We start from the raw sequence: 12,958 nt of genomic DNA, 5'->3' as shown, positions 1-12,958 counted from the left end.
GGCGGCCTGACACTCACCACACCATCCAAACCCTGCCGCTAGCGCTCAAACAACTCCATCTGCTCGAACCCGCCCCGCAAATCCTCCAGCCTCACCCCGATCCCCAACAACCGCACCGGTTTCCCGCCGCGATTGAACGCCTGGGTCAGCAGCAGCTGGTAACTCTGAAGATCCCGCCCTGCCCCGGCCTGCTCCAGCGTAGTCTGGGTGAAGTCATGGAATTTGACTTTGACGAACGGCTTGCCCGGCCGATAGCTGTCATCAATCCGCGCCATGCGTCCCGCCAGGGTTTCCAGCAACTCCGGCAATTTATCCAGGCAGCTCACCAGATCCGGCAGATCCACGTCATACGTGTTTTCGACGCTGATCGATTGCCGCCGACTGTCGTTGTGCACCAGCCGCTCATCGATCCCACGAGCCAGGCTCCACAGTCGCTCGCCAAAGCTGCCGAATTCACGCACCAGCGCCAACTTGTCCCATTCGCGCAAATGCGAGCAATCGACAATTCCGAGCCTGCCCAGTTTGTCGGCGGTCACTTTGCCCACGCCGTGCAGCTTGCTCACGGGCAAGCCACTGACAAAATCCTCGACCTGATCCGGTGTAATGACGAACAAACCATTGGGCTTTTTCCAGTCGCTGGCAATCTTGGCCAGGAACTTGTTCGGCGCCACGCCGGCCGAGACCGTGATATGCAACTGATTCGACACCCGCCGGCGGATGTCCTGGGCAATCCGTGTGGCGCTGCCGCCGAAGTGCGCGCTGTCCGACACATCGAGGTAGGCCTCATCAAGGGAAAGCGGCTCGATCAGGTCGGTGTAATCACGGAAGATCGTGTGAATTTCCTTCGACGCTTCTCGATAGGCGTCCATGCGCGGTTTGACGATGGTCAGGTCCGGGCACAACTTCAAGGCATGCCCGGAAGACATCGCCGAACGCACGCCATACGCCCGCGCTTCGTAGTTGCAGGTGGCAATCACTCCGCGTCGATCCGCCGACCCGCCCACCGCCAGCGGCTTTCCGGCCAGGCGCGGGTCGTCACGCATCTCGATGGCAGCGTAGAAGCAGTCACAATCGACGTGGATGATTTTTCGCTGGGTCATATGAAAGCGGTGTTCATGGGAAAGAAAAGGAGACATGGCAGGCCGGATCAGCAGTATCTCACTGACACCTGTATATAGCACCAGTAGTCTGAATGTTCTTTCCCGCTCGTAGGAAAAGTCGTGGATGAATTTATTTTCTCAATCGAAAGACCACCTTCGATAGAGCTGCAAGCCTTGCCACGCCTGACTCGCAGCCGATTACACCGTCGCACTTTCAAGCTAAGCGATTGAACCAGAACAGGTTTTATCTGGATTGAAGGTTGACAGCCCGGCGATCCTCTGTAGAATGCCGACACACAGACGCGGGATGGAGCAGTCTGGTAGCTCGTCGGGCTCATAACCCGAAGGTCGTCGGTTCAAATCCGGCTCCCGCAACCAAACATCAAAAAAGGCTACTCGAAAGAGTGGCCTTTTTTGTGCGCGCGTGTTTTGCAATGGCACTTAAATTCAACTCATGCACGCTTTCCTGTAGGAGCCGGCTTGCTGGCGATGGTCGTTAACGATAACGCGTGCTGCCTGAATCAACGCGGCGCACTCGAGTCCATCGCCAGCAAGCCGGCTCCTACAGGTAACGCGCCATCGGTGTCTCCCAACATTCCGTGAGAGATCTGTTTTTTGGCAGCACGGAGAAATCGTTCTGATTCCGAAACTTAGGTCTCCCCTGCGACCGTTCGCCGCTTATTCACGTTTATTTGACCCGGTTCCGGATTAACGGTTGACACATCAGCGTATCTCTATAGAATGCCGCCACACAGACGCGGGATGGAGCAGTCTGGTAGCTCGTCGGGCTCATAACCCGAAGGTCGTCGGTTCAAATCCGGCTCCCGCAACCAAACATCAAAAAAGGCTACTCGAAAGAGTGGCCTTTTTTGTATCTGTTGAAAAAGTCCTTTCGCAACAATGACCTGTCACTCTGTGGGGATCACTGACACCCTGAGATCAGACTATGCTGAGTCCCAGACGGAACCCTCCACGACAGATGACCTGCCATCGCCGATACCCGGCGAGTGGCGTTAATATTTGTGATTATTTTTTTCTACAGGGATTGGTAACTTGGCTGGATACCCCCATCCTGTCGCGCACAATCCAAGAGGTGATTGATGCGCGCCAACTCGTCTGACCCACAAGACACCGTCACAGCGACACAACCCATCAAGCCCGAGCGTTTGCGCTTGCTTGATCAGGTCAGCAAGTATCGCCAACCCATCGGTCTGGCGGTCACCCTGCTGTTGTTCGCGATCGCGCTGATTGCCTGTCGCCACTTGCTGAGCGAACTCGATCTGTACGCTCTGCACGACTCGATTCTTGAAGTGCCGAAACCGGCATTGCTGGGCGCACTGGCGGCGACGGTCGTCGGCTTCATCATATTGCTCGGTTATGAATGGTCGGCCAGCCGCTATGCCGGCGTAACGCTTGCGCCGCGTATTCTTGCACTCGGGGGGTTCACCGCTTTCGCCATCGGCAATGCCATCGGCCTGTCGATGCTCTCGGGGGGCTCGGTTCGCTATCGTTTATATGCACGTCATGGCCTGGGGGCTTCAGACGTCGCTCACATGACGCTGTTCGCCAGCCTCTCGCTCGGCTGCGCCCTGCCCCCGCTGGCCGCCCTGGCCACGCTGAGCAACCTGCCAGCCGCTTCCGCCGCCCTCGGGCTCTCCGAGATGTTGCTGGGCGTGATCGCTGCCGCCGTGCTGCTGCTGTTTACCGTGTTGGCTGTCGGCATCTACCGTCGTCGCCTGCCGGAGCAGCCTTACCCGGATAACCTGCTGGTCAAGGTTGGCCGCCGCACCTTGCGCCTCCCGGGCCGCCGCCTGACGTTCCTGCAACTGATCATTACTGCCCTGGACGTCGCCGCCGCTGCTACCGTGCTTTATCTGTTGCTGCCGGAAGCCCCGCCGTTCGGCGCCTTCCTGCTGGTGTACCTGCTGGCGCTGGCCGCAGGCGTGCTCAGTCATGTCCCCGGCGGTGTCGGGGTGTTCGAAGCGATTCTGCTGGCCGCCTTTGCCGATAAACTCGGCGCTGCACCGCTGGCTGCCGCGTTGTTGCTCTATCGCCTGATCTACGTGGTGCTGCCGCTACTGGTCGCGTGCGTGCTGCTGCTGATCAACGAAGGCCAGCGCCTGTTCCAGACGCGCCAGTCTTTGCGCGCCGCGTCCGGTCTGGCCGCGCCGATTCTGGCGGTGCTGGTGTTCCTGTCCGGCGTGGTGCTGCTGTTTTCCGGCGTGACCCCGGAAATCGATACACGCCTGGAACACATCGGCTTTCTGATTCCCCATCGACTGGTCGACGCCTCGCACTTCGGCGCCAGCCTGGTCGGTGTACTTTGCCTGCTGCTGGCTCAAGGCCTGCGCCGCCGACTGTCGGCCGCCTGGATGCTGACCACCATTCTGTTGCTGGTCGGCGCGGTGCTGTCGCTGCTCAAAGGTTTCGACTGGGAAGAAGCCTGCCTGATGACGTTGACCGCGAGCCTGCTGGGGGTTTTCCGCCGCTCGTTCTATCGCCCGAGCCGTTTGACCGAATTGCCGTTTTCGCCGCTGTATCTGGTGTCGAGCCTGTGCGTGCTCGGCGCGTCGATCTGGCTGCTGCTGTTCGCTTATCAGGACGTCCCGTACAGCCATCAACTCTGGTGGCAGTTCACCCTCGACGCCGACGCCCCGCGTGGCTTGCGCTCGTTGCTGGGCGCCGCCGTGCTGCTGGTGGTGGTGTCCCTGACCTGGCTGCTGCGCACTGCGCGCCCGGTGATTCACCTGCCGACGCCGGATGAGCTGGACCGCGCGGTAAAAATCCTGATGGCTTCCGCACAACCGGATGGTGGCCTGGCCCTGACCGGTGACAAGGCGCTGCTGTTTCACCCCAACGACGAGGCGTTCCTGATGTACGCCCGCCGTGGGCGCAGCCTCGTGGCCTTGTACGACCCGATCGGCCCGACCCAGCAACGCGCCGAGATGATCTGGCAGTTCCGCGACCTCTGCGACATCCACCACGCCCGCCCCGTGTTCTATCAAGTCCGCGCGGAAAACCTGCCGTACTACATGGACATCGGCCTGACCGCAATCAAGCTCGGCGAAGAAGCCCGGGTCGATCTGCAGCGTTTTGATCTTGAAGCCAAGGGCAAAGAGATGAAGGACCTGCGCTACACCTGGAACCGTGGCACCCGCGATGGCCTGTCGCTGGAAATCCATGAGCCGGGACATGCGCCGATGGATGAGCTCAAGGTGATTTCCGATGCCTGGCTGACCGGCAAGAACGTGCGCGAGAAAGGCTTCTCCCTCGGCCGTTTCAGCGATGACTACCTCAAGCATTTCCGCGTCGCAGTGATTCGTTTCGAAGGGCGTCCGGTGGCGTTCGCCAATTTGCTCGAGACTTACGGCCACGACCTGGCCAGCCTCGACCTGATGCGCGCGCACCCGGACGCCCCCAAGCTGACCATGGAATTCATGATGGTCGGCCTGATTCAACATTATAAAAATCATGGATACGCGCGCTTCAGCCTGGGCATGGTGCCGTTGTCGGGGTTGCAACCCCGTCGCGGCGCACCACTGACCCAGCGCCTGGGCTCGATGGTATTCCGCCGTGGTGAGCAGCTTTACAACTTCCAAGGTTTGCGCCGCTTCAAAGACAAGTTCCAGCCTGACTGGGAACCCCGTTATATGGCCGTGCCCGCCGGACTTGATCCGCTGGTTGCCCTGGCCGACACTGCTGCCCTGATTGCGGGCGGCTTGACTGGATTGGTGAAACGCTGATGATTCGACGCTCCTTGCGGTACGTACTGGCCACACTGGTAGTGCTGGCCCTGATTCTTGGCGGCGGTTACTGGTACCTCAAACGCCCGGCGCCAGAACCGACCCTCGAACGGCTGACACCCGCCGACGGCGCCGCGATGACCCGCGTCATTCCCGGCAACACGCCACGCGCCCAGGTGCTGGTGGCGGTCAATGAAGACCAGAAGCTCAGCGACAAACAATTGATGACCCTGAGCCGCACCGGCTCGGCGCAGATCGTTCAGGTGATCCTGCCCAAGGAATGCCTGCTGCAAAGCCGCGCCCTGCAAGCAGGCCTGAGAGAACTCAAAGGCCCGGCGACCCTGGTCAGCGGCATCGGCCCTGGCGCCGTGCTGGCGTGGCGCTGGTTGTCCGAACAGAAGGACGACAAGTCCCAGGCCGTTTCGGTGGACCTGGCCCTGGAAAAACCCGGCTGTACCCACCTGCTGCCAAAAAGCGCCGCTCACGGCCACTGGCTGGTGGCGTGGAACGACAACCCGGACGACACCAGCGCAGGTTTTGTACGCGACCAACCCAACGCCGAAACCAGCATCAGCGACTACGACATCAACCTGCCGCAAGTGCTGAACAACGAACTGCGCAAGCTTCTCGTCGGTGGCGACAAAGCCGCTGGTGGCCTGCAGATTCCAGTGGTTGAAGTCCCGGCCGGCCAGGCCAAGGACACCGTCACCCTGTTCCTCTCCGGCGACGGCGGCTGGCGCGACCTCGACCGCGACGTAGCCGGCGAAATGGCCAAGATCGGCTACCCGGTGGTCGGCATCGACACCCTGCGCTACTACTGGCAGCACAAGAGCCCGGAGCAAAGCGCCCTGGACCTCGCCGAACTGATGCAGCACTACCGGCAGAAATGGGGCACCAAGCGCTTCATCCTGACCGGCTACTCGTTCGGCGCCGACGTCTTGCCGGCGATCTACAACCGACTTGAAGCCTCGGAACAGCAGCGCGTCGACGCAATCATCCTGCTGGCCTTCGCCCGCACCGGCAGCTTCGAAATCGAAGTCGAAGGCTGGCTCGGCAACGCCGGCAAAGAAGCCGCGACCGGCCCGGAAATGGCCAAGCTGCCACCGGAGAAAGTGGTGTGCATCTACGGTGAAGAAGAGACCGACGAAAGCGGCTGCACCGACAAGACTGCGGTGGGCGAAGCGATCAAGTTGCCTGGCGGCCACCACTTCGACGAGAACTACCCGAAACTGGCCCAGCGGTTGGTGGATGTGATCGAGAAGCGTCAGGCGAAGGAGACGGCGGCTCAGGAGTGATCTGAACCCCGTCTAACGAAAAGCTCCCGTGGCCGTATGGTTGCGGGGGCTTTTTTTGGTTTTCCGACTCAAACGATTTCCTTTGCAGGAGCCGGCTTGCTGGCGATGGTCGTTAACGATAACGCGTACTGCCTGAATGAACGCAGTGCACTTGAGTCCATCGCCAGCAAGCCGGCTCCTACAGGTATTGCGTTGTCTGGTTTCGTTTACTTAAGGTCGCGGAATATCGGATGACGCCCGCAAACCTTGTAGGCAAACTCCGAATCGTGTTTTTTGGGTACTCTGATGCCTTGTTGCGCTTTTCTTTGACGGGATAGTCTCTGGTCGTCGCTGACCATTCAGCGATCGGGCTTGGAAACCCGTCGAATCGAACTCTACGCCACCCATTCATGAATGCAGCCGATTTCACGGCAATATTCTTGAGTAATGGCGGCTGTGCGTGGGACGCCCTCGGGCGTGCCGGTTCCCTGGTTCCCGGTTTTCCAACCTGCGTACAGCTGCCACCCATTCGCTTGGAAACGAGTGTGGCAGCTCCTCGAACCCTGGAGCAAAACCATGACAACAACAAACCCGACCGAACCCTCAGAACTAAAAACCATCGGCCTCACCCCCTTCATCTACTGCTCAAACCAACCCCTATTCCATGTCACTCGAGACGTTCCCCTCGGTGATGCGTTAGCCATGGCCTCCGATTTTCTGTTCCTGGCCAAGGAACTGACCCGAGATGCGGCCTTCAACCGCGATACCGACCGCCACATCTGGGCCGCGCATTATCTGACGGCGATGAGCAAGGCAGTGGTTGATGATGTGGTGAAGGTGCTGGAGCGACCGGCTGCGACGAATACCGAACCCAAAAAATAGTGACCTGAGCGCAATCCCGACAGACGCCGCAGCCCCCTTGTGGGAGCGGGCTTGCTCGCGAAAGCGGACTAACATTCAACATTGATGTCGACTGACCCACCGCCTTCGCGAGCAAGCCCGCTCCCACATTGGATCTCCACCATCTTCACGCTGTGCGTTCAGACACAAAAAAGCCCCCGCTGCCGCATTGGCAACGGGGGCTTTTTGATGTCGCGGGGCTTACATCTCGACCTGCGTGCCCAATTCAATCACCCGGTTCAGCGGCAGATTGAAGAACCGCAAATTGCCATTGGCATTCTTCAACATGAACGCAAACAACGCCTCGCGCCAGCGGGCCATGCCTTCAAGCTTGGAGGCGATGACCGTCTCGCGGCTGAGGAAGTAGGTGGTGCGCATCGGGCTGAAATCCAGGTCATCGAGATGACACAACTTCAGCGCTTGCGGCACGTCCGGCTCGTCGATAAAGCCAAAGTGCAGAATCACCCGGAAGAACCCTTCGCCGTAGGATTCGACCTCGAAGCGCCGAGTCGGCGGCACACGCGGGATGTCTTCGTACACCACCGTCAGCAGCACCACTTGCTCGTGCAGCACCTGGTTATGCAACAGGTTGTGCAACAACGCGTGGGGCACGGCGTCTGGCCGCGCGGTGAGGAACACCGCCGTGCCCTGGACACGATGCGGCGGTTGCACGGCGATACTGCTGATGAAAATCGGCAGTGGCAGCCCGCCTTCGTCCATGCGCTCCACCAGCAACTGCTTGCCGCGTTTCCAGGTGGTCATCAGCACGAACAGCGCGATACCGGCGATCACCGGGAATGCCCCGCCCTGAACGATTTTCGGCACGTTGGCGGCGAAATACAGACCGTCCACCAGCAGGAAGCCGATCAACACCGGCACCGCGAGGACTGGCGGCCACTTCCACAGCAACAGCATCACTGCCGACACCAGGATGGTGGTCATCAACATGGTGCCCGTCACCGCCACACCGTAGGCCGAGGCCAGGGCGCCGGAGGATTCGAAGCCGAGCACCAACAGGATCACGCCGACCATCAGCGACCAGTTCACCGCGCCGATGTAGATCTGGCCCTGTTCGGCGCTGGAGGTGTGCTGGATGTGCATGCGCGGAATGTACCCGAGCTGGATCGCCTGCCGGGTCAGGGAGAACGCACCGGAAATCACCGCTTGCGAGGCGATCACCGTGGCCAGGGTCGACAGGCCGACCAACGGAATCAGCGCCCAGCTTGGCGCCAGCAGATAGAACGGGTTGCGCGCCGCCTCCGGATCACCGAGCAGCAAGGCGCCCTGGCCGAAGTAGTTAAGTACCAGCGCTGGCAGCACAAGGAGGAACCATGCCCGGGCAATCGGCTTGCGACCGAAGTGGCCCATGTCGGCGTACAGGGCTTCGGCGCCGGTCAACGCCAGCACCACGGCGCCAAGGATCGCCACGCCCATGCCCGGATGCTGGGTGAAGAAACGCACGCCCCAGACCGGGTTCAGCGCGTGCAACACTTCCGGGTGCTGCAGGATGCCGTAGACGCCCAACGCGCCCAGGACCAGGAACCAGGTGACCATGATCGGCCCGAACAGAATGCCGATGCGCGCAGTGCCGTGACTCTGGATCAAAAACAGCGCCACCAGCACGACCAGCGACAGCGGCACCACCCAATGGTCGATACCTTCGAAGGCCAGCCCGAGGCCTTCAATCGCCGAGAGTACGGAAATCGCTGGCGTAATCATGCTGTCGCCATAAAACAGCGCCGCGCCGATCAGTCCACAGACCACCAGCAACGTCCGCAATTTCTTATGCCCCGCCGCTGCCCGCCGAGCCAGCGCGGTCAACGCCATGATCCCGCCTTCGCCCTGGTTGTCGGCGCGCAGGACAAACAACATGTACTTGATCGAGACGACCCAGATCAGCGACCAGAAGATCAGCGCCAGGATGCCCAACACGCCGTCATGATTGACCGGCACACCGTAGCCACCGGAAAACACTTCTTTGAGGGTGTACAGCGGGCTCGTGCCGATATCGCCGTAAACCACACCGACCGCCGCGACCAGCATGCCGATCGGCTTTGCCGCCGAATGCCCGGCGCTCGCTACCTGACTACTTGCCTGCCCCATCCAACACTCCTACTACCCAGACCGGACTTCTTTAGAAGAAGCACTATGCTTTGTCACGCAGCATGCGCTGTTTTACTTACAGTTACAGACGTTTTGTTGACTGTAAAAAATCGGTAAAGCGTAACGGCGCGAAGCATAGCGCAGCACTCGTCGTATTTCCCTCCATAAAGCTGGTCAAGTGAACGTCTCATCGCTAGAATTGCGCACTTTTTGATCAGAGGCGCACCAAGCGCCCGTTTGTCGCCTTGCCGTCTTCGGCTGGAGGCGTCACAAATACCGAGGTTAGACATGTCCACCACTCCTGCGCCGGCCAATCCAAAGGTTGGCTTCGTATCCCTGGGTTGCCCCAAAGCACTGGTCGACTCCGAGCGCATCCTTACCCAGCTGCGCATGGAAGGTTATGACGTTGTGTCCACCTACCAGGACGCCGATGTCGTGGTGGTCAACACCTGCGGCTTCATCGACTCGGCCAAGGCCGAATCCCTGGAAGTGATCGGCGAGGCCATCAAGGAAAACGGCAAGGTCATCGTGACCGGCTGCATGGGCGTCGAAGAAGGCAACATTCGCAACGTGCACCCGAGCGTGCTGGCCGTGACCGGTCCGCAGCAGTACGAGCAAGTGGTCAATGCGGTGCACGACGTCGTGCCACCACGTCAGGATCACAACCCGCTGATCGATCTGGTGCCGCCGCAAGGCATCAAGCTGACCCCGCGCCACTACGCGTACCTGAAGATTTCCGAAGGCTGCAACCACAGCTGCAGCTTCTGCATCATCCCGTCGATGCGCGGCAAACTGGTCAGCCGTCCGGTCGGTGACGTACTCGACGAAGCCCAGCGCCTGGTCAAGGCCGGCGTCAAGGAGCTGTTGGTGATCTCGCAAGACACCAGCGCCTACGGCGTCGATGTGAAATACCGCACCGGTTTCTGGAACGGCGCGCCGGTGAAAACCCGCATGACCGAACTCTGCGAAGCCCTGAGCACCCTTGGGGTCTGGGTTCGCTTGCACTACGTTTACCCGTACCCGCACGTCGACGAGCTGATCCCGCTGATGGCCGCCGGCAAGATCCTGCCGTACCTGGACATCCCGTTCCAGCACGCCAGCCCGAAAGTCCTGAAGTCGATGAAACGCCCGGCGTTCGAAGACAAGACCCTGGCGCGCATCAAGAACTGGCGCGAGATCTGCCCGGACCTGATCATCCGTTCGACCTTCATCGTCGGCTTCCCCGGCGAAACCGAAGAAGACTTCCAGTACCTGCTGAACTGGCTGACCGAAGCCCAGCTCGACCGCGTCGGCTGCTTCCAGTACTCGCCGGTCGAAGGTGCACCGGCCAACGACCTCGACCTGGACATCGTCCCGGACGACGTCAAGCAGGACCGTTGGGACCGCTTCATGGCGCACCAGCAAGCCATCAGCTCGGCGCGCCTGCAAATGCGCGTCGGCCGTGAAATCGAAGTGCTGGTCGATGAAGTCGACGAGCAAGGCGCGGTTGGCCGTTGCTTCTTCGATGCCCCGGAAATCGACGGCAACGTGTTCATCGACAACGGCAGCAACCTGAAGCCGGGCGACAAAGTCTGGTGCAAGGTCACCGACGCCGACGAGTACGACCTGTGGGCTGAACAGATCTAAACGCAAAAAATACGAAAAGCCCCGCTCTCTTGACGAGATGCGGGGCTTTTTTACGTCTATCGTTTTGTGGGAGAAAGGATTCGCACCCATCACTGCAAAAGGGGCATTCGGCCATGCGCCAACATTCGGTCATCCACACGCCGAAACAGAGCGACTATCAGGAACTGACTCGGGTCTGGGAAGACTCGGTGCGCGCCACCCATGACTTCCTGCCGGACAGTTACATCGAACTGCTGAAGAACCTGGTGCTGACCCGCTACCTCGACGCGGTGATGCTGATCTGCACCAAAGACTCGCGCCAGCGCATCACCGGGTTCGCCGGGGTCGCGGCGGGCAAGATCGAAATGCTTTTCATCGACCCGGCTCATCGCGGCCAGGGCCTGGGCAAACAGTTGCTGCGCTATGCCATGGAACACCTGAATGCCGATGAACTGGACGTCAACGAACAGAACCCGCAGGCGCTGGGGTTCTACTTCAAACAAGGGTTCGAGGTGATCGGTCGCTCGGAGCATGACGGCATGGGTCAGCCTTATCCGTTGTTACACATGCGCTTGCGCCAAACCCGACAACAGTCGAGCAATGGCTGACACACCACGCAACTGTAGGAGCCGGCTTGCTGGCGATAGCATCACCTCGGTACAAATGACACACCGCATCGCCTGCTTCGCCAGCAAGCCGGCTCCTACAAAAAGCCCAACGGTGAAATGGAGCCGGGATTAACCGGCGCCCAGCAGGTACAATGCCCACCCCTTTTTTGTTACGGCCCTGTCATGACTGACCCGATTCGTCTCTCCAAACGCCTCATCGAACTCGTCGGCTGTTCCCGTCGGGAGGCTGAGCTGTTCATCGAGGGCGGCTGGGTCACCGTGGACGGTGAAGTCATCGACGAGCCGCAGTTCAAGGTCGACACCCAGAAAGTCGAGCTCGATCCAGAAGCCAAGGCCACTGCGCCCGAGCCGGTAACCATCCTGTTCAACGTCCCGGCAGGCATGGACGCGGAAACGGCCATGGCGACCATCAGCGCCGACACCCTGAGCGAAGAACACCGCTTCAGCAAACGGCCGCTCAAGGGTCATTTCCTGCGCCTGACCGCCAGCACCGACCTGCAGGCCAACGCCAGCGGTCTGTTGGTGTTCACCCAGGACTGGAAGATCCTGCGCAAACTCACTGCCGATTCCGCAAAAATCGAGCAAGAGTATGTGGTCGAGGTCGAAGGCGACATGGTGGCTCACGGCCTCAACCGTCTGAACCACGGCCTGACCTACAAGGGCAAGGAACTGCCGCCGGTCAAAGCCAGCTGGCAGAACGAAAACCGCCTGCGTTTTGCGATGAAGAACCCACAACCGGGCGTGATCGCCCTGTTCTGCCAGGCCGTCGGCCTGAAGGTCGTCGCCATCCGCCGCATCCGCATTGGCGGCGTGTCCATCGGTAAAGTGCCGTTGGGCCAATGGCGCTACCTGTCCGGCAAAGAGAAGTTCTAAGACTTTTCACGCCGCCACACATTTTGGCGCCGCGGCTTATGCGGCGCCCACTGCCGAATATCAGGATTGCACACCATGATTCATAACGACGTACTGCGCAGCGTGCGCTACATGCTCGACATCAGCGACAAGAAAGTCATCGAGATCATCAAGCTCGGCGGCATGGACGTGTCCCTGGAAGACCTGTTGACGTACCTCGACAAGAAAGAAGAAGACGAGGAAGGCTTCGTACGCTGCCCGGACGAAGTCATGGCGCATTTCCTCGACGGCCTGGTGATCTTCAAGCGCGGCAAGGACGAAAGCCGTCCGCCGCAGCCGATCGAAGTGCCGGTGACCAACAACATCATCCTCAAGAAACTGCGTGTGGCCTTCGAACTGAAGGAAGACGACATGCACGCGATCCTCAAGGCCGCCGAGTTCCCGGTGTCCAAGCCTGAGCTGAGCGCGCTGTTCCGCAAGTTCGGCCACACCAACTACCGTCCGTGCGGCGACCAGTTGCTGCGCAATTTCCTCAAGGGCCTGACCCTGCGCGTTCGCCAGTAGGAGCCGGCTTGCCGGCGATAGCGATCTTCAAAACGCCATCGCCCTGTAGGAGCCGGCTTGCTGGCGATGGCAATCTTCAAAACGCCATCGCCCTGTAGGAGCCGGCTTGCCGGCGATGGCAATCTTCAAAACGCCATCGCCCTGTAGGAGCCGACTTGCTGGCGATAGCGATCTTCAAAACGCCATCG

The 12,958-nt window shown here is 60.2% G+C and carries 9 protein-coding genes and 2 tRNA genes; 9 read left to right on the top strand and 2 right to left on the bottom strand.

Going from position 1 to position 12,958, the window contains the following annotated elements; translation table 11 throughout:
* Positions 1-38 precede the first annotated feature (38 nt).
* Positions 39-1,100, bottom strand: a complete 1,062-nt coding sequence (gene dinB / locus PMI01S_RS30010) for a DNA polymerase IV (protein WP_084323797.1) — start codon at positions 1,098-1,100, stop codon at positions 39-41.
* A gap of 301 nt (positions 1,101-1,401) precedes the next feature.
* On the opposite strand from dinB, the gene PMI01S_RS30005 reads away from it, so the two are divergent.
* From PMI01S_RS30005 to PMI01S_RS29980, 5 genes are all read left to right on the top strand, one after another.
* Positions 1,402-1,478, top strand: a tRNA-Met gene (locus PMI01S_RS30005).
* A gap of 378 nt (positions 1,479-1,856) precedes the next feature.
* A tRNA-Met gene (locus tag PMI01S_RS30000) sits at positions 1,857-1,933 on the top strand.
* Positions 1,934-2,200: 267 nt separating this feature from the next.
* A complete protein-coding gene (gene mprF, locus PMI01S_RS29995; protein WP_084323796.1) occupies positions 2,201-4,843 on the top strand; it encodes a bifunctional lysylphosphatidylglycerol flippase/synthetase MprF in 2,643 nt (880 codons plus the stop codon).
* Entirely contained in the window at positions 4,843-6,138 is a 1,296-nt protein-coding gene (locus tag PMI01S_RS29990) for a virulence factor family protein (protein ID WP_084323795.1), read from the top strand. Before mprF ends, PMI01S_RS29990 begins: the two co-directional genes overlap by 1 nt.
* Positions 6,139-6,693: 555 nt before the next feature.
* A complete protein-coding gene (locus PMI01S_RS29980) occupies positions 6,694-6,999 on the top strand; it encodes a DUF3077 domain-containing protein (RefSeq protein WP_084323793.1) in 306 nt (101 codons plus the stop codon).
* A gap of 219 nt (positions 7,000-7,218) precedes the next feature.
* Here PMI01S_RS29980 and PMI01S_RS29975 read toward each other — a convergent pair whose 3' ends face one another.
* Positions 7,219-9,120: a potassium transporter Kup gene (locus tag PMI01S_RS29975; RefSeq protein WP_084323792.1), complete on the bottom strand. Its 1,902-nt coding sequence runs from the start codon at positions 9,118-9,120 to the stop codon at positions 7,219-7,221.
* A 288-nt stretch (positions 9,121-9,408) separates the two neighbouring features.
* On the opposite strand from PMI01S_RS29975, the gene rimO reads away from it, so the two are divergent.
* From rimO to PMI01S_RS29950, 4 genes are all read left to right on the top strand, one after another.
* Complete coding sequence (gene rimO, locus PMI01S_RS29965) at positions 9,409-10,746, top strand: 30S ribosomal protein S12 methylthiotransferase RimO (RefSeq protein ID WP_008030039.1); 1,338 nt, start codon at positions 9,409-9,411, stop codon at positions 10,744-10,746.
* A gap of 113 nt (positions 10,747-10,859) precedes the next feature.
* Positions 10,860-11,333 carry a GNAT family N-acetyltransferase gene (locus PMI01S_RS29960; RefSeq protein ID WP_084323790.1) on the top strand — a complete coding sequence of 158 codons (474 nt, stop codon included), beginning with the start codon at positions 10,860-10,862 and terminating at the stop codon, positions 11,331-11,333.
* Positions 11,334-11,516: 183 nt separating this feature from the next.
* Positions 11,517-12,227 carry an rRNA pseudouridine synthase gene (locus PMI01S_RS29955; RefSeq protein WP_084323789.1) on the top strand — a complete coding sequence of 237 codons (711 nt, stop codon included), beginning with the start codon at positions 11,517-11,519 and terminating at the stop codon, positions 12,225-12,227.
* A 75-nt stretch (positions 12,228-12,302) separates the two neighbouring features.
* A complete protein-coding gene (locus tag PMI01S_RS29950) occupies positions 12,303-12,770 on the top strand; it encodes a YehS family protein (RefSeq protein WP_084323788.1) in 468 nt (155 codons plus the stop codon).
* The last annotated feature ends 188 nt before the right edge of the window (positions 12,771-12,958 follow it).

Source organism: Pseudomonas migulae NBRC 103157, from assembly GCF_002091715.1.
Classification (GTDB): domain Bacteria; phylum Pseudomonadota; class Gammaproteobacteria; order Pseudomonadales; family Pseudomonadaceae; genus Aquipseudomonas; species Aquipseudomonas migulae_A.
The sequence above is the reverse complement of the archived record's forward strand: the minus strand, read 5'-3'. Positions and strand labels throughout refer to the sequence as shown.